The sequence below is a fragment of the Roseburia inulinivorans DSM 16841 genome, from assembly GCF_000174195.1.
In the GTDB taxonomy this organism is placed as follows: Bacteria; Bacillota; Clostridia; order Lachnospirales; family Lachnospiraceae; genus Roseburia; species Roseburia inulinivorans.
The window spans coordinates 1-21881 of the sequence record NZ_ACFY01000098.1; the positions used below are offsets into that span (position 1 = coordinate 1).

22 protein-coding genes are annotated in these 21881 nt (G+C 39.7%); 3 read left to right on the forward strand and 19 right to left on the reverse strand.

Annotation, left to right across the window (positions count from 1 at the left end):
• Positions 1-6 precede the first annotated feature (6 nt).
• From ROSEINA2194_RS11575 to ROSEINA2194_RS11625, 12 genes are all read right to left on the reverse strand, one after another.
• Positions 7-690 carry a DUF8091 domain-containing protein gene (locus tag ROSEINA2194_RS11575; RefSeq protein ID WP_007887123.1) on the reverse strand — a complete coding sequence of 228 codons (684 nt, stop codon included), beginning with the start codon at positions 688-690 and terminating at the stop codon, positions 7-9.
• Between the two features lie 109 nt (positions 691-799).
• Positions 800-2080, reverse strand: a complete 1281-nt coding sequence (locus ROSEINA2194_RS11580; protein WP_007887124.1) for a diaminopimelate decarboxylase — start codon at positions 2078-2080, stop codon at positions 800-802.
• Between the two features lie 49 nt (positions 2081-2129).
• The gene (locus tag ROSEINA2194_RS22095) at positions 2130-2333 is read right to left on the reverse strand and encodes a hypothetical protein (RefSeq protein ID WP_007887131.1); all 204 of its coding nucleotides are present in this window, start codon (positions 2331-2333) and stop codon (positions 2130-2132) included.
• Positions 2330-2614 (reverse strand): MarR family transcriptional regulator, encoded by a 285-nt coding sequence (locus tag ROSEINA2194_RS22100; RefSeq protein WP_252832617.1) that lies wholly within the window; start codon positions 2612-2614, stop codon positions 2330-2332. The genes ROSEINA2194_RS22095 and ROSEINA2194_RS22100 overlap by 4 nt, the downstream gene beginning before the upstream one ends.
• 204 nt (positions 2615-2818) lie before the next feature.
• Positions 2819-3445: a helix-turn-helix domain-containing protein gene (locus tag ROSEINA2194_RS11590; protein ID WP_007887143.1), complete on the reverse strand. Its 627-nt coding sequence runs from the start codon at positions 3443-3445 to the stop codon at positions 2819-2821.
• Between the two features lie 156 nt (positions 3446-3601).
• Positions 3602-4738: a glycoside hydrolase family 3 protein gene (locus ROSEINA2194_RS21165; RefSeq protein WP_007887145.1), complete on the reverse strand. Its 1137-nt coding sequence runs from the start codon at positions 4736-4738 to the stop codon at positions 3602-3604.
• A gap of 40 nt (positions 4739-4778) precedes the next feature.
• Complete coding sequence (locus ROSEINA2194_RS21170; protein WP_007887146.1) at positions 4779-6164, reverse strand: glycoside hydrolase family 3 C-terminal domain-containing protein; 1386 nt, start codon at positions 6162-6164, stop codon at positions 4779-4781.
• A gap of 121 nt (positions 6165-6285) precedes the next feature.
• A complete protein-coding gene (locus ROSEINA2194_RS11605; RefSeq protein WP_007887147.1) occupies positions 6286-7638 on the reverse strand; it encodes an MFS transporter in 1353 nt (450 codons plus the stop codon).
• A gap of 46 nt (positions 7639-7684) precedes the next feature.
• Positions 7685-9187: a sulfatase gene (locus ROSEINA2194_RS11610; protein WP_021923823.1), complete on the reverse strand. Its 1503-nt coding sequence runs from the start codon at positions 9185-9187 to the stop codon at positions 7685-7687.
• Between the two features lie 343 nt (positions 9188-9530).
• Positions 9531-10559 carry a LacI family DNA-binding transcriptional regulator gene (locus ROSEINA2194_RS11615; protein ID WP_021923824.1) on the reverse strand — a complete coding sequence of 343 codons (1029 nt, stop codon included), beginning with the start codon at positions 10557-10559 and terminating at the stop codon, positions 9531-9533.
• Between the two features lie 132 nt (positions 10560-10691).
• On the reverse strand, positions 10692-11810 hold the full coding sequence (locus ROSEINA2194_RS11620) for an anaerobic sulfatase maturase (protein ID WP_021923825.1): 1119 nt from the start codon (positions 11808-11810) through the stop codon (positions 10692-10694).
• 23 nt (positions 11811-11833) lie between these two features.
• Positions 11834-12622: a sulfite exporter TauE/SafE family protein gene (locus ROSEINA2194_RS11625; protein WP_007887155.1), complete on the reverse strand. Its 789-nt coding sequence runs from the start codon at positions 12620-12622 to the stop codon at positions 11834-11836.
• A gap of 413 nt (positions 12623-13035) precedes the next feature.
• Between ROSEINA2194_RS11625 and ROSEINA2194_RS11630 the strand changes: the two genes are divergently transcribed.
• Positions 13036-13974 (forward strand): LysR family transcriptional regulator, encoded by a 939-nt coding sequence (locus ROSEINA2194_RS11630; RefSeq protein ID WP_007887157.1) that lies wholly within the window; start codon positions 13036-13038, stop codon positions 13972-13974.
• Between the two features lie 329 nt (positions 13975-14303).
• Here ROSEINA2194_RS11630 and ROSEINA2194_RS11635 read toward each other — a convergent pair whose 3' ends face one another.
• From ROSEINA2194_RS11635 to ROSEINA2194_RS11660, 7 genes are read right to left on the reverse strand one after another with little or no spacing between them, the layout of a single operon-like run.
• Positions 14304-16187, reverse strand: coding sequence for a sulfatase (locus tag ROSEINA2194_RS11635; RefSeq protein WP_007887159.1), 1884 nt, complete (start codon positions 16185-16187; stop codon positions 14304-14306).
• A gap of 12 nt (positions 16188-16199) precedes the next feature.
• Entirely contained in the window at positions 16200-16946 is a 747-nt protein-coding gene (locus tag ROSEINA2194_RS11640) for an ABC transporter ATP-binding protein (protein ID WP_007887161.1), read from the reverse strand.
• A gap of 12 nt (positions 16947-16958) precedes the next feature.
• Entirely contained in the window at positions 16959-17732 is a 774-nt protein-coding gene (locus ROSEINA2194_RS11645) for an ABC transporter ATP-binding protein (protein WP_007887163.1), read from the reverse strand.
• Positions 17711-17854, reverse strand: coding sequence for a hypothetical protein (locus ROSEINA2194_RS23025; RefSeq protein ID WP_007887165.1), 144 nt, complete (start codon positions 17852-17854; stop codon positions 17711-17713). The genes ROSEINA2194_RS11645 and ROSEINA2194_RS23025 overlap by 22 nt, the downstream gene beginning before the upstream one ends.
• Positions 17829-18506 carry an ABC transporter permease gene (locus ROSEINA2194_RS11650; RefSeq protein WP_007887168.1) on the reverse strand — a complete coding sequence of 226 codons (678 nt, stop codon included), beginning with the start codon at positions 18504-18506 and terminating at the stop codon, positions 17829-17831. The genes ROSEINA2194_RS23025 and ROSEINA2194_RS11650 overlap by 26 nt, the downstream gene beginning before the upstream one ends.
• Positions 18499-19284, reverse strand: a complete 786-nt coding sequence (locus tag ROSEINA2194_RS11655; protein ID WP_007887169.1) for an ABC transporter permease — start codon at positions 19282-19284, stop codon at positions 18499-18501. The genes ROSEINA2194_RS11650 and ROSEINA2194_RS11655 overlap by 8 nt, the downstream gene beginning before the upstream one ends.
• Positions 19285-19307: 23 nt before the next feature.
• Positions 19308-20408 carry an ABC transporter substrate-binding protein gene (locus ROSEINA2194_RS11660; protein ID WP_021923828.1) on the reverse strand — a complete coding sequence of 367 codons (1101 nt, stop codon included), beginning with the start codon at positions 20406-20408 and terminating at the stop codon, positions 19308-19310.
• Between the two features lie 391 nt (positions 20409-20799).
• On the opposite strand from ROSEINA2194_RS11660, the gene ROSEINA2194_RS11665 reads away from it, so the two are divergent.
• Together ROSEINA2194_RS11665 and ROSEINA2194_RS11670 are read left to right on the forward strand one after the other, a co-directional pair.
• Positions 20800-21039, forward strand: a complete 240-nt coding sequence (locus ROSEINA2194_RS11665) for a LacI family DNA-binding transcriptional regulator (protein ID WP_007887178.1) — start codon at positions 20800-20802, stop codon at positions 21037-21039.
• Positions 21035-21811, forward strand: coding sequence for a sugar ABC transporter substrate-binding protein (locus ROSEINA2194_RS11670; RefSeq protein WP_289844243.1), 777 nt, complete (start codon positions 21035-21037; stop codon positions 21809-21811). Before ROSEINA2194_RS11665 ends, ROSEINA2194_RS11670 begins: the two co-directional genes overlap by 5 nt.
• The last annotated feature ends 70 nt before the right edge of the window (positions 21812-21881 follow it).

Consider the following 21881-nt stretch of genomic DNA (forward strand, 5'->3'; position numbering starts at 1 on the left):
AGTTTTTTATTCATTTACTTCATACAGATAACTCTTGCCTTGTTTTCCAACCCGAACGACGATTTCAAGGTCTGTTAAGATCAGAAGAACGGTCTGCGCAAGCCGCACCGGGATTTTGGCGTGCTTTGCAAAATCTTTTGCAGTAAATTGTTCCGGCAAATCATATGGAACAAACTGCATGTAATCTTCCCTTCGGTCGATACAGACTTCCTCTGCAAACTTTACCGGAATGCGGTCGTACCGCTCACTTCCCTTTTTCTTATCCCTGCTCCATCCATTTAAAAGGCGGTACTCCTCCATATCAAGCAGCGCCAGTTTTAAATGCAGATTCGGATTTGATAAATAAGGGCGGATCTTATAGAGCTCAATAAATGCCATATAGGGATTTCCGGTCTTTGGTGACTTGCGTTTCGGTGAAGTCTCCCCGGTTTCCTCGTCAATCCACGACAGCCACTTGATATGGGGAATTGGATAAACGATCGTGACCGGATATAGTGGCAGAAAAGCGTCAAGCTTTCGCCGCATTTTATTAAATGCCCTTGTCTGGATCTCGATGATCTCCTGCCCGGTGTAGATGTCTGCCACAAAATTTTCAATCGGGATCTCATGCATATCCGTGTCCGGTGCATAATAATTCTTCATGACTGCATGCACTGTTTTTTCGGATAATGTACCGATTCCCTGCCGCATTCTCTGGCTTCCTACAATTTTATTTTTTGTATGATCAAATAAAGTTTTATCAATACACAAGTTTTCGACCTTTCAATTTTTTTATCCTGCAAGGCAGTTCGTAAATCTTCTATTTTTCCGGATGCTTCATATTTTTCAAAATATCGAAACAGTCAAATGTTGCAAAATAATCATCCGGTGTCTCTGCACGACGGATGAGCTGTGTGGAGCCATCTTCTTTTAGCAGGATTTCTGCGGAGCGGAGTCTGCCGTTATAATTGTAACCCATGGAAAATCCGTGTGCTCCTGTGTCATGGATCACGAGCAGATCACCCATATCAATCTTCGGAAGCATGCGGTCAATCGCAAATTTGTCACAGTTTTCACAAAGAGAACCTGTCACGTCGTATTTGTGGTCGCACGGTTCATTTTCTTTTCCCATGACTGTGATATGATGATATGCTCCATAAATTGCCGGGCGCATAAGGTTTGCAGCGCAGGCATCCACACCAATGTACTCTTTGTAAGTGTGTTTCTCATGGATTGCTTTTGTCACAAGACAGCCATAAGGTCCTAACATGAAACGTCCCATTTCCGAATAAATGGAAATATCGCCAAGTCCTGCAGGAACTAAGATTTCCTCAAACGCTTCTCTGACACCCTCTCCGATCACACGGATATCATTTGGTATCTGATCCGGGCGGTAAGGGATTCCCACACCACCGGAAAGGTTGATAAATTTAATATCGCAGCCTGTCTTGTCCCGAAGTTCCACCACAAGTTCAAACAGCTGATGCGCCAGCTTTGGATAGTATTCATTCGTAACGGTATTGCTCGCTAAAAATGCATGGATACCAAAGTATTTTGCACCTTTTTCTTTTAAAATTTTAAATCCTTCAATGATCTGTTCATGGGTAAATCCGTATTTTGCATCTCCCGGGTTATCCATGATCCCATTGCTCATTTTAAATACACCGCCCGGATTGTAACGGCAGCTGATGGTCTCCGGGATATGTCCGATTGTCTGCTCTAAAAAGTCAATGTGTGTAAAATCATCCAGATTAATGATGGCACCAAGTTCATCCGCAAATGCAAATTCTTCCGCCGGTGTATCGTTGGAGGAAAACATGATATGCTGTCCGTCAAATCCCTGGGAATCTGCTAACATCAGCTCGGTTAAAGAAGAACAGTCGCATCCGCAGTCGTACTCTTTTAAAATGTTTAAAATAAATGGATTTGGAGTTGCCTTTACCGCAAAATATTCGCGGAAGCCCGGATTCCATGCAAACGCCTCTTTCACTGCTTCCGCATTCTCACGGATTCCCTTTTCATCATATAAATGAAATGGTGTCGGATATTTTTTCACGATCTCATCTAACTGTTCCTTTGTTACAAATGGTTTCTTTTCCATAAATTCTGCCGCCTTTCGCCATGTATTTTCCTATAGTCTTATCCTGCTGCTATCTGGATTCAGTACTTTCCCTGCCGTCTGTGATATATTGCTCGATCTGTTCATCCAGATAAACATTAAATTCCTGCATGAACTTTAAAATCGTGTCTGTCTCCTCTTTGGAATAACGGGACAAAAACTGCATGTCACGCTTCTCCCACTGCTTATGACGTTTTTCATGTTCCTTAAAAAGAACCTTGCCACGCTCAGTCAATTTAAAATATACTTCTTTTTATTTGTCTCCAACGTGTATTTTTCGATCAGACCTTTTGCAAGAAGTTTTTTCGTCATCTTGCTGATCGCACCACGTGTCATCTGCATCTGTTCTGCAATTTTGGTGACATTTGGCAGTTCCAGACGTCCAATATTATCAATACAATGTGTCTCCGAATAACCATACTCATCGAGACACTGGCTTTCTGTCAATTTTGAAAGCATATCCTGATGCTCTAACATAAGAGCGATTTCCTGTAACAAACGTTGTTGTTCTTTCATAGCTCCACCTCGTTTTGTTTCCATGTCAACATTTATCATACCCAATATATCGCATTGATAATTTTATGTCAATGTCTCCAAGGCAAATTTTTTCTCATGAGTTTGCTTTGAAAAAGTTTCTCAGCTGAATGGAAAAAGTGATTGACATTTTACCCAAATTCGCATATAGTCTTTATGAAGAAACGAAGTTTACAACCGTATGACTCATTGCCTAAGCGGGCTGCTCGTTTCTTTTTTTGTGCGCACAAAATCATATAAATATAATTTTCCATCCTCATCTCTTCTTACAAGCATTTTTGCAGAATATATATGATATCCTTCAAGTTCTCCATTTTCATCATATTTTGGTATGCCAAATCTTGTATCATAACGATACCAGCCTTTCTTTGCTTTCGCTTTTTCATTAGCCCCCTTCAACCTGATTTTATCTTTGGAATGGCAAAATTCATCTGGAAAATCGTTACCAATATAGATTTTTTCGCATGTTTCCAGAATCTCATATGTGTTTCCAATATACTCCTTTAAATATTCCTCAATTTCATTCCAGTCAATGTTTCGCCTTGATTTAAATCTTATATCATTTATCAACACAATGCTTTTATTATTTTCATCCTGAATAATATGAATTCTCTGATCTTTCTTACTGCTCTCTAACTGTATTTTATAAGCTAAAAGACGCAATACATATTCCGGCATTTTTCTTCTTCCAGCTTCCCACTCCTCTATAGTCCGCAATGGAATTCCCTGCTGTCTCGCAAACTCTGCCCTGTTAAATCCGGTGATATTTCTCAATTGTTTCATTCTTTCTGCTATCGTATACTGTTCTCCCATAATTCCCCCTAAAAATAATACCACTCATTGAGTGGTATTATTGTAACATATTCTATGTATAATTCAACTTATTTCACAGATTCTTCCGGAAAAACAGTTTTATATTATCTGTCTTTCCGGAGAGTTTTATCCATAAAAATGTGTATTTGCTTTTCCTTACATTGTCCTGGCAACAACTCTGATTACATTTGCCGCATTAAACTGTAAATCTGCTTTCGTGATTTTATATCCATCAATCTCTTTTCCCGTTTTAACCGCTTCTACAATATCATCGACATTTTTCTGGCATCCTGGCATCTGGATGTCATTGCCTGCATAAATACAGCCGGTAGATGCTGAGATTGGATAAGCTGGTTTGAATTTTCCGGTAATCATCGGCATATCCTGTGAGGTGAACCAATCGGTCATCACTACTCCTTTAAATCCCCATTCGTCTCTTGCCATTCCCTGGATCAGATCATGGCTGTTTGCTGTATGGATACCGTTTAACAGGTTGTACGAAGTCATGATGGATAATGGCTGTGCTTCACGCACTGCAATTTCAAATCCCTTCAGATAAATTTCACGAAGTGCCCGCTCACTTACATGTGCATTGACAAAGTAACGGTTATCTTCCTGATTATTCACCGCAAAATGCTTGATCGTTGTTCCCTTGCCCCTGTGCTTCTGTACTCCTTTTGTCATTGCTGCCGCAATTTTACCGGAAACATATGGGTCTTCGGAATAATATTCAAAGTTACGTCCGCAAAGCGGATTTCTGTGAATATTTAACGCTGGTGCAAGCCACAGATCTACATGAAATTGTTCCATTTCTGAACCAACCATATCTCCAGCCTTTTCTACAAGTTCTGTGTTCCATGACTGTGCCAGTGCCCAGCCAATTGGAATTGCAGTACAATACTGATAATAATTATCCACTTCCTTCTCATCGATATTTGGATTAAATGGTGTGTATGCATCCCCCATCACCTCTCCACCTGGAAGAAGTGTTCCATCCTTTTTCGTCTTAAAATGTGGCTGCAAGCGAAGTCCGGCAGGACCATCTGCAAGTATCATATTCTTGATTCCTCTTGATTCTTTGCATACAGAAGAGGTGTCTCCTGCTGCTCCAGGTACAGTGTAAGATGCATTTCCAACAACTTCCCCTCCGTCAGCACGCAAAGTACCCACACAAAATTCTGCAAGTTCTTCCGTTGAAAGCTGCGCCACTAATTCTTCTACTGTTGCTTTTTCTGAAAGAAGATCCTGCATGGTAATTTTATCTGTCTTATCTGTATGGTATTCCTTCCGCATTCCCTGATAAACAACCGTTTTTTGTGCAATAGCTGTTGTGTCAAAGATTATTTTTCTGCCTGATAACTGGCGGCTTCTTTTTCTTTTCTTCCAATTTTACAGCATCCGGATGAATCTCATTCAGTGCGACATCCAGTGCAAACAAATTTTTTGCCTTTAATGTTTGTATATCTTCACAGACTTCTATAACTCCTGCAACTTTTGTAGAAGCCGAGCTATTTCCAACCCGGATAATATAGTCACCTTTTTCCAATATCCATGCTGCTTCTTTTTCTGAATAAGACGCCATCTGTTCTGCCTGATACTTTAAGACAATCTCTTCTGTTTCACCCGGTGCCAGCAATTTTGTTTTTTGGTACGCTGCCAGCTCCTGATATGGCTTTTCCATTACTCCGCCGGCTGCACTATAATATACCTGAACAACCTCTTTTCCGGCATAAATTTTTCCTATATTTTTTACAGTTACAGGAATCTGAATTTCATTCCCTTCCACACTTATCTTTCCAGCTTTTATCTCAAAATCAGTATAAGATTTTCCATATCCGAAACAGTACAGTGGTTTCACACCAAAGCTGTCAAAATAACGATATCCAACATAGATACCATCTTCGTACATTTCATCATGTACACTCTCATTATGACTGAATTTTGCGGAAGATGGATAATCCATATAATTTTCTGCCCATGTATCTGTTGTCTTTCCTGATGGATTTACTTTTCCGGTCAACACATCCAGAAGTGCATCTCCACCAAGATTTCCTAGCTGACTCATCAAGAGAATTGCATTGACTCCCGCTATTGATCTCATTTCCGAAAGATCCATAACTCCGCCAATATTTAATACAACAATCAGTTTATCATATACCTCAGCAAGCAGATGAATGTTTCCTCTTTCGTGTGGATATAATCTGTAATCCCCTTCCTCATCAAACCGGTCTGCTCCTTCCCCGGAATTTCTAGCGATCACATATACCGCAGTATCTGTCTCTGACACATCAATGTCATTGATCGTGATAATCTCGCAGTCCGGTTCTTTGTAAGGGTGGTCAAACATTACTGCAAGTTCAGATGTCTGTTTTCTTGCTGCTTCCTCCTTCATCCACTGCACATAAGCTGCTTTCGCAGCGCTGGTATTCTGCTCCTGTCTGTCTAACCATGCGGTTGTCATAACCTCAATTCCGGCATTTTGAAATCCCTGTTCAATGTTTACATTATTTCTTGTGTTTACATCTCCCGATCCCGTACCGCCTTTGATTGTCGCACGCGCTCCATTTCCGAAAAGCGCCACTTTTTTTGTATGAATTGGTAAAGCTCCATCGTTTTCCAGAAGTACCATGCATTCCCCTGCAAGTTTTCTGGAAATCTGCGCATTTATAACTTCTCTCTCTTCAATCTCAGCTGTTTTCGATGCGAAAATTTCTGCCATATAGATATCTCCTCCCTGTAATCCAATTATTTTTATTTTGGTTTATTTTTCTTTTTAAGTCAAGATTTGCCGGAAAATTTTCCTTTTCTAAAGAAGTTCTTCCGGCAAATTTATGTATGATTTATTTCTGATGTCTTGCATCTAAGTCCCTGCGGATCTCTTCATACTTCTGATCTGTGATCTCATAGAAGTACATGGAAATTAAGGATGCGATATATCCTAAGATTGGCATCCCGAATCTTAAGAATACGATCATATTGATAACCGCTGGTGTCTGATCCTGATTTGCCACGAATCCAACTAATCCAAGGAAAAAGCTTGCAATGAATCCACCGATTGCCATACCGAATTTATTGATGAATGTTAAAGAAGAAGATAATAAACCATCTCCACGTTTTCCAAATTTCCATTCTGCATAATCCGAACATTCCGGTAGCATTGCCCAGCCAAGATTGCCTGGAAGTTTTGATACAAATCCAAATGCTCCCATCATACTCATAAGTACAATAACCGGTGCAGTAGGTTTGATCCACATAACAGCAAGTGGCAGGATGGATAATAAGCTTCCAAACCAGTATAATCTCTTTTTACCAATTAATTTGGTAAGTGGTGGAAGTAATGGAATAGAAATGATACTTCCTACTAAAATTGCAGTTGCAACAGGTGATACTAAATCTTCTCTTCCAAGGACATATTTGAAGTAATACATATTTACTGCACTGTATGTAGCGTTTGCAAGTACATCTGTACCGAATGCGATCATCAGCATAAGCATTGGTTTATTACATGCTAGAAGCTGTAAGTTCTCTTTTAAATTGAATTTCTCTTTTTTTACTTCTACATCAACTTTATCATATTTTTTACCACCCCATGCACAGATCCAGAAGGAAACGGTTGTCATGATGCCAATCAGTGCACCATAGAGTGCCCAGCCCTGTTTTCCACCACCGAAAAGTTCTACCAATGGCAGTGCAAGAATTGTGATGACAAACTGGGAAACTGTTCCCATTCCCTGTTTCCATGCAACAATCTCTGTTCTCTGCTGAGGATCCTCAGAAAGAACTGGTGTCAATGCATGATAAGGAATATTTACTACTGTAGATGCTAATGAATATAAAATGTAAATCACATAAGCATATACGACTTTCATCGTTGGTGACATCTCTGGTGCAGTAAATAATAAGAAAATCAGCACACCAAGTACCGGTGCTCCAAAAATGATCCATGGACGATATTTTCCCATTTTACTTCTTGTGTTATCACCAAGCATACCCATGATCGGGTCTGTAAATGCATCAATAAATCTTGATATCAGCATTAAGGTCGCAACCACATAAGAGCTGATTCCGAAAATATCTGTGTAGAAGAATGTCAGAAATGACATTACAAGGAAGAATGCCAGGTTAGAACCTAATCCTCCAAATGAATATTTAAAAACATCACTAAATTTTGCTTTTTCATATTTCTGATTCATAATTTGCCCCTTTCACCATGGTTTCTACCATCTTTTGATTTATTTTTTATAACCCCAGTCTCTTATACAACTCTTTTGGTGCATCGTTTTTCTCCATGTATTCTCTTATGTAACCCTTCATGCGCATTTCCACCGCTTCATCATGAATCTGTGTATTCTGCGTTGGATCTTCATTTAAATCAAATAACATGTTTCCAAAAGATGTCGTGTCTCCCATCATATCTTTTTTTTCAATTTTCATGACCTTACATCCTTTTGTAAAAGAAAATGGTCCGGCAAGTTCGATATTCTGCAATTCCTCTGGCTGGAACATCTGACGCATATGAGTTGGCATTAATGTATATTCATATACCTTTTCTCCCTGATGGTCTGCTGCATGCATATAAACATATCTGCCATCTGTGACATCCACCTGACTTCCATGATAACCAAATACTGCATATTCACGAATCGGTGTATCATCATCCATCACCTGTTTTAATGGTTTTCCTTCCATATCTTTCGGGATTTCCATTCCAAAATATTCAAGAAGTGTCGGTGCAAGATCAATTGTCTGAACGATAGAATTACGTTTTTCTCCTGCCAGATCCGCACGTCTTGGATCATAGATGAATAGCGGTGTATGTGCAATTTCATTGTAAATTGGCATGCTTGTCTTTCCCCACCAGCCATGTTCTCCAAGTAAAAAACCATGATCTGTATTTACGATCAGCATAGTGTCTTCCCACAGATTGTATTTATCCATCACATCTAACACTTTTCCAAGATAACGGTCACATTTGCTGACTAAAGCTGCATAATTATATCTGACATGTTCAATTGTATTTTCAGATTCCACAGTCGGTGCATATGGTGGCCAGTCGGCTTCCATCGCTGCATCCCCTTCAAAATGATGTGGGTAAAGCTCTTTATCCTTCGGCAAAGTATAGAACGGCTCATGTGGATCGAAGGTCTCAATCTGTAAGAACCAGTTGTCTTCGCCATGGTTTCTCTCGATGAATTCCAAGCCATTTGCAAAAGTGACTGCCTGAGAGGTCTTTTCCTCAGTGTTCATCTCCGCTCTGTTGATCCGATCCTGTGCCATCATTCTTGCATAGAGTGGATACTCTAACATCACTTTCTTATTTTCAAAAACAGTTCCGGCACCTTTTTCATAAGCATGTGCTACATCTGCTTTCCAGTTATCGCCCTCCTGACCTCTCGCAATCTCCCATGAGGAATAGCGGTTGTGATAAGTTGCTCCACCGTCCTCCCAGTAATGCTGATGATCACTGACCAAGTGTGTGTAAACTCCTCCTTTCTTAAGAATTTCCGGCATGGAATCATCAAACGGTTCCATTGGACCCCAGCTTCTGTGGAAGAAATTAATCCTTCCTGTCTGGAGCTCCCTTCTTGCAGGCATACATGGCATGCTTCCTACATAGCACTGTTCAAACTGTACACATTTTTCTGCAAGTCTTTTAAAATTCGGTGTTTTAGTCCAGTTGCAGCCGTATGATTCCAGCATTTCGCGATTCAGTGAATCATACATTACCATAATTGCTTTCATAAATTTCTCCTCTCCTTTTTGTGTCTTCATTTATATAAAAATCTGGTGATTTCATATACTTATCCTGTTTGAAAATTTTTCAATTTTCATATATTTATTTTTCTGTAAACGTTTTCAAAGTTATCAAAAAAATAAAGCTTGTGCCTTGCACATGCTCGCGCCGAGCGCGGTTGCTTGCGACAACCTACATCTTCGCGCGAGTGCGCATCATTGGCACGTTAGTGCCTTTTTATGTAATAGGGAATTCCAAGGAATTTCCTATTACATAAAAATACCTGTTTCTCAGGCAGCTTTCCGGTGGAAAATAACATGCTACTTTCATCTTCCACCAGGATAGATTCTATCATTCTATTTCTTTTACAGATCCTCTTTCTATATACTCCGGCATAAACCTTTTGGAAATCTCTTTTGTTTTTTTCCCGGTAAGGTTATCAAGTAATTCTGTAGCAATCGTTTCACCTAACTGTAATGCCGGCACATAGTAGCAATCAATTTTCGGAAGCATTTTAGCCCCTTCATTTTTTACATGCTCAACACAGATTACAGAAATATCATTTCCTATCTGCTTTCCCATGGTAGATAATATACTCTGTACTTTAGCCAGCAATCGCAAATCTTCTACGATCATTGCTGTAACTAATTCTTCTTCCATCATATACTCTAAAATATCTCTTAAAAACTCTATGTCAATATCCGATGTAGTGTCTGTGATATTCACCTTTAATCCGGAATACTTTATCTCTGCTTTGCTTTTAATCTTCTGGTTCGTAGCACTTCTGCTTTTCATTGGAAGAAAAGCAATTTCCCGGTGTCCTTTCTCATAAAGTCTCCGGATACCATCCATCATATATTCTTCATAGCTGGCATACACATTCATGCCTTTCTCACCAAATCTTTTCCCAATATAGCCCACTGGAAAATCATCTTCAATAATCGCACTTAACGCGCCTTCCAGCCTTCCATCAGATGGAATCGTCAGTACGATCAATCCGTCTATTTTTTTCTGGTTTACATACTCTATGAATTTTGGCTTTGCTTTTTCGCTTTTCTCATAAGAAACAGATTCATTCATCAGCAAGAGACTATAAGAACTTTCTCTGATAATATTATCAATTCCCCGCAGGCACTCTAGCATATATCCACTTTCAAACATGCTTCCACCTGCTAATGGTGAATAAACACCAATCATTTTGGAAGTGCCTGTTACAAGTCCTCTGCCAAACTGACTTGGCTGATAATCATAATACTCCAGCGCTTCCTTCACTGCGGCAACCTTGCTTTCTTTCACTCCGGCAGAATTGTTCACAACTCTGGAAACGGTTGCTATGGAAACACCTGCTCTTTTTGCTACATCATGGATCGATGCATTCATAAACTGTTGGTACTCCAATCTTATTTTGTAAACGTTTTCAATTTCTGTATTTAAATTACCACCAAAATATAGATTTTTCAATTGACAGATATTCCATATTTTGGTGGTAGTTTTTGTGAAATAATAACAAAACTATCTTCGCTTCAATGTCTCCGCCATCTCTTTCATTTTCGGCAGGCACGCATCAAAAAACATCTCATAGCTTTTGCAAAAATAATTTTCATACATTCCGGATACCTGGTCATAATCCCGGTTTCTCTGGCATCCACCGCGGCAGATTGTAAAATACGGACAGGATTTGCAGGATTCTTTTAACTGCAGCGACCGCTCGATAAATCCGATCTCTTTTCTTTTTGCATTGATCTCTTCCATCTGATTTGCATTAAAATTACCAAGACGATATTCATCTAACATATAAAAATCACATGGATACACACTTCCGTCTGCTTCCACGACATTCTGGATCCCACAGATTCCCCGCTGATCGCAGGCTTCCGGCTGATACCCTAAAAGGATACCGACATAATTTTCAAACTGCCGGATATATGGCTGTGTTCCGTTCTTCCAGTCCGCATACCATAATTCAAAAAGCTCAATCAGAAATCTTCCATACTGTTTTGGCTCAAGTGCATACTCATTTTCTCCATGTGCTTCCTCTAACGGATCAAGGCAGGCAATATACTGCTGATAATGCCATCCCTGTTTTTTATAAAACTCATAAATCTTTGCAATTTCTGACGCTACTTTTTGGTTTACTACAGTCAGAATATTATATTCCACACCATAAGTATCCATCAGCTCCGCTGCATGGCAGACTCTGTCAAATGTCGGCCCGCCATTTTTACTGTGGCGATACGTATCATGGATTTCTTTTGTTCCGTCGACAGACAGTCCAACCAGGAAATGATTTTCCTTAAAAAATCTGCACCATGCCTCATCGATCAGATACCCATTTGTCTGAAGCGCGTTATTCACGCGGATTCCGTTTTTATTATATTGTTTTTCAAATGCAACTACTTTTTCAAAAAATTCCAGTCCCCGGAGTGTCGGCTCGCCTCCCTGAAAAGCGTAACTGACTGCTCCTTCTGCACGCAGCATTGTCTTCCGGACCACATTTTTTAGAGTCTGCTCTGACATAAATCCGTAAGATTCCTGGATTCGTTTCTGTGTTTCATCACAGTAAAAGCAATAGTCACATTTCATATTGCACATCCCTGAGGATGGTTTCATCAAAACACTAATTGGCGGCATAAATACCTCCTCTGTCTGCTTTTTTACATAAATTTGTAAATATTATAAATATTGATCACGATCATTAAGACCATTAATGCGATAAACAGCTTATCCACTGTCTTCTCATCGATTTTTTTATTGATCGCACGTCCACAGATTCCACCTGCAATTCCACCTGCAACCATAAGTACCAGCACACCGATCTGAAAATCCGGAACACTTCCTGTCACGATCGTAGAGATCAGGCTTGCGATCTGTGAAAAGAAAATAATATATAAGGAATTCTCTGCTGCAAGCTTTGTTGACATGGAAAAGAAGAAGAACAAAACAACCAGGTTGATCGGTCCTCCACCTATTCCGAGGAAAGAAGACATAATTCCAAGGAAAATACCGATCAGTACACAAACAATTGCACTGTCGACTTCATAGGTCTTGATTTTTGCCTTATAAATGGTATAGATCAAAGTTCCAAGTGTAACGATCAAAAGGCATAATGCCTGCACAGCTCCAACCTTGTTTGGATCACTGCTTAAAGATTTTACATAGGAAAACAGCCATTTTCCGATCAATCCGCCAACTGCTGCTCCGATTGCCAGTGGAAATCCTGTTTTCATTGTAACATGTGATTCCCCGCTGATTTTATTCTTCAATACGGAATAGGTCGTCATGGAAAGAACCGTACATCCGGATAAGAAGCTGATGGCAGTTACATCCAACACCCCAAAAGAATCAAGAACCGGTTTGATGATCACTCCACCACCGATTCCACAGATAGCACCTACGATCGATGCGCCAAAGCATACGATCAGAAATACAAGATAAATAAGCATTTTCTTTCTCCTCTTTTTGTAATGATCAGGCTATTTATAAGTAATTTAATTTATGATAATTGTGAAAAATAAATAAAATCAACGAAGACACGCTCCCGCTATGCGTCACTGGCAACGGTACTAAGAAGCCAGCTGACGCTGCCTTCTAAGAACCGGCCGTTCCTCAATGTCTTCGTCTGCTTTTATTTATTTTTCACAATTAAATTTACTTTTTGAAAGTTTCTAAATAGCCAACTATAAAAACCTATATTATTCTAACAAATTCATTTCAATAAAGCTATTATTATGTTATTATAAAATACATAATAATTCCATTATGTATTTTGTTATTTATTTCATTATTCAAACTTAATGCAACTCGCTTCTTCTATAGCCTACATTTTATACATCTGCATCCTAAGGAGGAACCAAAAATGACTTTAAAGCATCTGCGCATTTTCGCTGAAGTATGCCGCATGGAAAGCATCACAGAGGCTGCAAAAAATCTGAATATGGCACAGCCTGCTGTCAGCAATGCCATCCGCGAATTAGAAGCCTTTTATCAGGTTAAACTGTTTGAGCGCATGAACCGAAGGCTTTATATCACGAATGCCGGGGAATATCTGCGCGGCTACGCTGACTCGATCCTGACACAATTTGAAGAATCCAGAGATATCTTACAGGATATTGCTGCTTCCACGCGTATTCGGATCGGCAGTAATGTTTCTTTTGGAGCCAATTATCTGCCGAAGATTATTTCCGATTTCCAGTCGATCCACCCGGAGATCCCTCTTTTTACCATGATACAGAATTCAAGTCATATTGAAGACTGTCTTCTTCATAATGAACTAGACTTTGCTATCGTAGACAACTTAAGCTCCCATGCAGGAATACGACAGACTCTGATCAAAGAAGAATCCATGGTTGCTTTATGCAGCCCTAATTTTTCTTTTCTTCCTGCCTTTTCTTCTACTTTTTTGCATAGCCATCATACACATGATAAATCAGATTCCTTCCGGCAGCTTTCGCCGGAGCTTTCCATACAGGACTTTGAAAAAATACCACTTCTTGTCCGTGAGCCAGGAAGCGGATGCCGCGACATGCTAGATAAACGGTTCCATCAGTACGGAATCCAGCCAAAAATCAGTCTGGAAAGTGTCAGTACACAAGCCCTGCTGGAATTTTGTCTGCACGGTCAGGGTGTCTTATTCCTGCCTAAAGCGCAGGCGCTCGATTATATTACTTCGGGGAAATTATTGGAGATCCATGTTACAGATGCAGAATTCAAAAGATATTACTATTTTATCTATCATCAGAAAAAATATCTGACGAAGAGTATGAAGTATTTTTTAGATTTTATGCTCAAGGCCTAATTGTTTGTGGAAATATGGAAGAGTTGAAGAACGGCTTGTTCCTTTGAAGAGGTATGCCTGATAAAATTGGTCTGTTAGTTTTAAAATCTGATAGTCAGTTTCGGGTAAATGCATGTTTCTCCTGGGGATAAAAAATGAGTATTGTCAGATATGATACAAGAATGCGGGAGGCATCACACCTCCCGCCTAAAGCTTCATCACTCGGTCAGTTTTTATTTTTCCGTCCTGTCTTTACCGTCACAGGACTCATCTTGATGAAGTGGAACTTTCGTTCCTATATTTGTTATATACATAAAGTATATAATAATGCAACCAGTATTTATACTTTTTTACTCCGTCCTGCCCGACAATCCAACAAAATACTCCACCATATCCACATATTCCTCAGGAATTACATCTGGAATAATATCTAAAATATTGTTCGGAATAATTTTTTCTTCCGTGATTTTCGTCGGGATTTTTGTCTCAAGTACCTCACGCACATGTTCTTTGTCTGATGCCGGAATAAATTTCATCAATGCCTGATAGGTATTTATCGCTCCTTTGCTCCATGCAAGATTTTTCAGGATTGAAGGTTGCAGTGCCTCTTTTTCCTTCTTATGTAAAAGGTGAATGTCCTCTTCCCTGATTACCTCTGTGCCAGAAATACCGATACGTTCGAATTGCTCCATCGGGCAGTCGTTTTCTTTCATGGCTTTTTGGAGGAGATTCGCCATATAGGCTTCGATTGCGTTATCTTCTAATACGGTCGTCTGCTTCGGATCTTTTTCCATATCAAATAACTTATCACCAAAATTGGCAGCATTGACCATACTGTTATTATCAATATGTTTTGCTTCTTCGCTGTCTTTTCCATTAATTAAAAGATCACTGAAATCTTTCGAACCATTTCCGTTTCCTTTTGGAATCTTCCAGACAGGGCAACCCTTGGTGAAATTAAAACAATTTCCACTTACTGCCTCTGCCTTCTCTAATTCTGCAGGTGAGAACATATTTCTCATATGCATCGGCATCAGCGTATATTCATACAAAGGAGTATTTTTTTCAGAAACTGGCGCTTTCATATAAATATATTTTCCATCATAAATATTAACATGCGCACCGTGAATTCCAAATAATGCATAATCCCGGATTTTTTCGTCCTTCTCGATCACAGTACGAATTGGTCTTCCCTGCATATTCTTCGGCAATCCGACATTGAAAAACTCCAATACTGTTGCAGGAAGATCAATCGTCTGCACGATTTCTTTTCTACGCTGACCGTCTGCTGCAAATCTCGGATCATGGATAAAAAGCGGAATATGCGCAATCTCGTCATAACAAGGCATAACTACTTTGCTCCACCAGCCATGTTCCCCCAGCAAATATCCGTGATCGGTATTTACGATCAGCATCGTATCTTTCCACAGATCCAGCTCATCAAACTTGTCTAAGAGCTTTCCAAGATATTTGTCACACAGTTCTAAAAGCTCCGCATATTTGTATCTATAATGTCTTGCAAGACTTTCTTCCTCGGTCACATGATGATATGGCGGCCAGTCTTTTCCCGGATTCTCATAATCATCTTCGTACTCTGTTTTCCAGTCCTTCGGCACATAGAACGGCTCATGTGGATCAAAGCATTCGATCTGTAAAAACCAACGGTCACAATCATGGTTTGTATCAATAAATTCCAGTCCGCCATGAATTGTTTTTGCAAGCGCTGTATCTTCTTCTGTCTTCATGAACTTACGGTTTACGGCATCATGTCGCTGTAAATTCTGTGTTGCATGGAAATAAACACCATCTTTGTTCTGTAATTTGCTCTCATCGCATGGTGCGAACAATTCAGGAAGACATTTCCACATATCCCCCTCCTGTCCACGGATATTTTCCCATGAATTATATCTGTAATGATATGTTGCACCACCGTCTTCCCAATAATGCACATGATCAGAGATCAGATGTGTATAAATATTGTTATTTTTTAAAAGTTCCGGCATGGAATCATCAAAAGGCTCCATCGGTCCCCAGCTTCTGTGCAGCATATTATATCTTCCTGTCTGGAGTTCCCTTCTAGCCGGCATACATGGAAGGCTGCCTGCATAACACTGGTCAAAGCAGACGCTATGCTCTGCCAGACGTCTGAAATTCGGTGTTTTAACCCAGTCACATCCATACGGTTCCAGCATTTCACGGTTTAAAGAATCAAACATTAGCATTACTGCTTTCATATCATTCCTCCTCTACCACCATTTAATCAGCTCTGTCACCTGATTTCTCAGGTCAATAAATGCTGGTTCTACAACATTTCTTGGTCTTGGCAATGTATTTTCCAGTTTATGTTTAATACTTGTTGGTTTATTTGTAAGAACAAGAATATTCTCACTTAAGTAAACTGCTTCTTCTATATTATGCGTAATAAAAATAACTGTCGTTCCAAGTTTCTGCCAAAGTTTAATCAGTTCGTCTTCCAAACGGAAACGCAATTCAACATCAAGCTGACCATACGGTTCATCCATCAGAAGAATATCTGGTTTTACTGCAAATGCCCTTGCGATTACAACACGCTGAAGCATACTTGTGGACAGCTCGACCGGGTAATAATCCTTATACTTTGTCAGTCCTACCATTTCGAGTACTTCTGCAACTTCTTTTTTAATAACATCTTTTGGCATCCTTTTCATTTTCAACCCGAAAGCTACATTTTCTTCTACTGTCAGCCAGGACATCGTTGAATATTCCTGAAAAATATAGGCAATATTGTGCTTTTTCGTGTCAACCAGTTCGCCATTTACAAGAATCTGCCCACCTGTCAGGTCATAAAGCCCTGTGATACAGTTTAAAAAGGTCGTTTTTCCACAGCCAGTCGGTCCTACGATACATAAAAACTCGCCTCTGTGCACATCAAAAGAAATATCATTTAATACCTTAAGATCTCCAAAGCACTTTGTCATATGGTCTACATGTAAAATAATATCCTGTTTCTCCATGTTTTCTCCCTCCTACAGTGCCTTGTCAACAACTGTACTTATTTCCTCTCGTAATTTCAAAAATTCTTCGTCTACATAGTTTCTTGGTCTTGGAAGATCGATCTTATATTCTTTTTTGATTTTTGTCGGACAGTTTGTCATAACAATAATACGGTCTGCTAAGTAAATTGCTTCCTCAATATTGTTCGTTACGAAGACAATCGTTCTCTTTTCCTTTTCCCAGATCTTCATCAGGTCTTCCTGCATCAGATATCGTGTCTGAGCATCCAGATGTCCAAATGGCTCATCCATAAACAAAACATCCGGTTCGTTGCAGTATGCCCTTGCAATACCTACACGCTGTTGCATCCCTCCAGATAACTGATTTGGATACGAATTTTCAAACCCTTTTAATCCTACCAGTTCAATATAATGCTGTGCCCTCTCTCGTCGCTCTTTCTTTGGCACTCCTCGCATTTTCGGGCCATATTCCACATTTCCCATAACAGTAAGCCATGGAAAAAGTGCCATTCGCTGGTATACAACACCGCGGTCTGGTCCCGGTTTTATAACCTTTTTCCCATTTACTTCGACGCTTCCCTCTGTAACCGGCTCAAGCCCTGACATGCAATTGATCATCGTCGATTTCCCACACTGTCCTGGTCCAAACAGAACCAGCAGTTCGTTCTCATGTACATTCAACGTAACATCCTCGATTACATGCACAGCACCTCTGGAAGTTTCAAAGGTTTTATCCATATTTTTACATACAATAATTTCTTTACTCATTTCCCTCTCACACTCCATTTGCAAAGTCTTGATTCGATGGCTCTCATAGTAACTGCAAGAATATAACCGACGATTCCGATTGCTACGATTCCGACAAGGATCTGTACAGTACTGTTACTGTCCTGTCCACGGATGATCACCCAGCCAACACCCTCGGAAGAACGCACCATCTCGGCTGCAACAACGGTTGCCCAGGACGTTCCGACTGCAATCTGTAAACCTGCAAAAAATCTGTGGTACACAGGATGGAAGAACGATTGTCGTAAATACCTGTCTATTATTTGCTCCAAGCATTTTGGCAGCTCCGATAAGTTCCGGATCTACACTTCGAACACCGGAATAAGCATTCATAGTCACTGCACAAAACGCTGAATACATGATCAAAAAATATTTAGAAGACTCTCCGAGTCCAAACCATACAATAGATAACGGAATCCAGGCGATTGGCGGGATTGGTCTTAAAATTTCAAAGATTGGACGGAACAGTGCAGACATTGGTTTGAACCAGCCCATTAAAATACCAAGTACAATCCCGAGTACGGAACCAATGATAAATCCAACTAATACACGGCTTAAGCTCCATAAAATATGACCCTCAATCGTATGCGTTCCGAGTGGTTTTACAATGGAAATCACAAACATACTTAATGTTTCGATCGGTCCTGCCAAAACCATTCCAGCCTTAGTAAAGCTGACAACAAGCTGCCAGATCACTAAGAATGCCAGTATAGAAATCGCTGCACAGATTGTTTTTTCATAATTTTTTGCTTTCTTATTAAAATTCTTAACCATCTCTGCGCACTCCTTTCACGATCTTATTCTCAATCAAGGAAAGAATTCCCGAAAAAACAGCCCCTATTGCACCGATGGCGATCATACCACAGATAATGATATCCGGTCTGTAAATTCCTCTTGCCTGCTGGATCATATATCCAAGTCCCTTGGTAGATGCAAGCATCTCGGCTGCTACAATGCAGGTCCACGCTGCTCCCAGTGCAACCCTGATTCCCGTCATAATCATCGGTAAAGCCGTCGGAATTGCGATATTTAGCAGCATCTGTGTATCGCTTGCGCCGAACGTCTGTCCTACCCAGAGATGCACATCTTTTGTCTGACGGATTCCCGTGTAAGAATTTAAGACACATGGAACAAATGCAGAAAGAAAAACCGTTACGATCTTCGGAGTGATTCCAATTCCGAATAAAATGATCATAAGTGGAATCCATGCTAGTCCCGGAACTGGACGAAGCAGGTCGAAAATCGGTCTTGCGAACAAGTCTACTTTTTTATACCATGCCATACAAATTCCAAGTGGTGTGCCGATCACAACTCCAAGTGCCCAGCCTCCTAATGCGATTTTTAAAGAGGAACCTATGTGCTGTGGCAGTGTGGCACCATCCGGTGCCGAACTGCTTAATTTTGCAATAAAAGTTTTTATCACTGTCACAGGTCCAGGAAGTGTAGATGAGCTTGTGAGTTTTAACACATCACAGCAAAACCACCAGATTCCTACAAAACCAATAACAGACAGGATTGACAATATCCATATATAACTTTTTTGTTTCTTCATTTTTATCACTCCATGAACGTTTCTTATTCAGACTTAATTTCTGTTCCTACTGTTTTTGATACATATTCTGCATTGATGGAAGCAGCTACATTCGGTGCATTCTCTGCTGTAATCTTCTCTGCTTCTACAAGGAAATCTGTGATTGCTACCCATGCCTGTCCAAGAACATAATCGGACTGTTTCATTGCTTCTGTACCAACATACTGTCTGTCAGCGATCTCATGTGCAAGATCGGAATCGGAACAGGAAATTGCATTTTCGTCATAAACTTTTCTTGTATACTCACTTCTTAAATCATCATCCTGTAAATCATCCATTGCTTTTACAAGGCAGTCTACAAATAACTGGATCTCTTCGGAGCGTTCTGCGATGACTTTATTTCTTACAAAACAGCCGTCACACATATTGACTCCGGTCGCATCCTCAAAGGAACATAATTTGGTGTAACCCTCTTCCTCTAACTGGTAAGAATATGGTGGATTTGCCGCCATTGCATCACCTTCGCCTGTTGTAAATGCCTGGTATGCAGAGGCATATTCCATATTAACCTGATTGATATCATTTGGTGTTAATCCATATTTTTCTGCATAAGATTCTGTCATATACTGGACTGCAGTTCCAAGAGGCTCTAAAATCTGAATTCCTTTTAATGTGTCTGCACTTCCTATCAATCCATTCTCTTCGGCACACTGTGCAATATCGGAATCGGAACGTGCATATAATCCCATACCACCAGTTGTGTTCACATCTGCAACCCAGCTACAATCTGCATTCGCAAGAGAGTAAACAGAAGCGAATCCCGAAACAGCGACATCAATCTGGTTTGCAGCAATTGCCTCGTTGATTGGAGCGCCTGTTGCAAAAATCTCAATGTTGACATTTAATCCTGCATCTTTGAAGTAGCCCTGCTCCTCTGCATATAAAACCGGGATACCACAGGTTAATGCCATCGTTCCGACATTTAAAACATCATAGCTGCTGTCTGATCCTGCATTATCACTTTTGGCTGTCTCTGTAGAGCTTCCGGAAGCACTGTTTCCCGCACTGCTGTTGTCTGAACCACAGGCTGTCATTCCGATCATCATTGATACTGCCAATAAAGCTGCAAACATTCTTTTTTTCATCTTTTTTCCTCCCAATATGTCTTGTGATAGTTTATTCATTTACTTGCGTTAACGTTAACGCATCTTGTGATTTATTAATAACGCATTTTTATAAAAATGTCAATAAAACAAACTCTATTTTTTATATTATTATGCTTTTTTGCCATTTTCAACAAATTTTATTTTCTTTTTTTATGTATTTCAACCAATCATTTGTACTTGTAAGGCAAAAAAAGATGTGCAATACTTTATTTATATCTGAACTAACAGTGTATTTTTCTTTTTACATCTGTAAATTATGCAGTACTGTTGTTATAATAACTATAATTACTGAATCATTCCGCGTTGCTTTGTTACAAAAATGATTCAACCATAAACAGTAGTCTTTGTTCAGACAGATCGAGGTACCTATATGACAACTTTAAAAGATATCGCAGCAGCTGCTGGTGTTTCTATCGGAACGGTAGACCGTGCTTTAAAAGACAGAGGACGTGTAAATCCACAAGTTGCGCAGCACATTAAAGATCTTGCAAAAGAAATGGATTATCATCCGAATAAAATTGCTTCCGGACTCGTGAATCGAAGCCGGAACTATAAAATTGCAGTTATTCTGCATATCACAGGAAATGTAATTTTTTTAATGAAGTATTAAAAGGAGTAAAAAAGCGGAAAAAGAAATCCGTGATTATGGGATGTCTGTCGACATCTATCCTTGTGATGACTTTGATGCATCCATGCAGCTTTCTAATATTGAAAAAGCGATTGAAAATGGAGCTAACGCCATCATCATCGTACCAATCAATGATCCATGTATTTCGAAAAAAATCCGCCAGCTCAATAAGGATAATATCCCGGTTGTCTTTTTAACCGCTTATCTAAACCGAATTGCTCCCCTCAGCTCTATTCACTGTGATTATTATCGTTCCGGACGAATCGGTGCAAGATTGTTACAGTTAATATCCGGTGGCAACGGACATGTAATGGCTTTTTTCCCATCTTCTGCAATGTTTGGAAATAACTCAAGAAAACAGGGCTTTGAATCTTATTTTACAGAGGCTAGTACTACCCTGTCTTTAACTGGAGTTATTGAACTGACAAATAATCCAGTCAAAAATCTTTCCTTAGTACGTGAAGAGCTGACCATACACCCCGAAGTTGACCATATAATTTTCAATGGGGACTCATCCATCGCACTTTCTGTACTAACTGAATTAGATCGCCCTGTAAAAGCTGTTTTTTACGATTTTTCTGCTGAAACAAAGGCTGCATTAAAATCTGGGCTGATTGATGCAGCTATCTTACAGGCTCCCAAAGATCAGGGCTATCAGTCGGTCAACGTCTTATTCCAGTATTTTTCCTCAAAAAAAAATACCACAGAAGGAAATTTTAATGGAAAGTCAGATTCTGCTGAAAGAATGTATTGACTAAATATTTAAAAGTAATCAAAAGATATATGAAAAATTTCTCATTGCACAATGAATATACCCAAAAAAA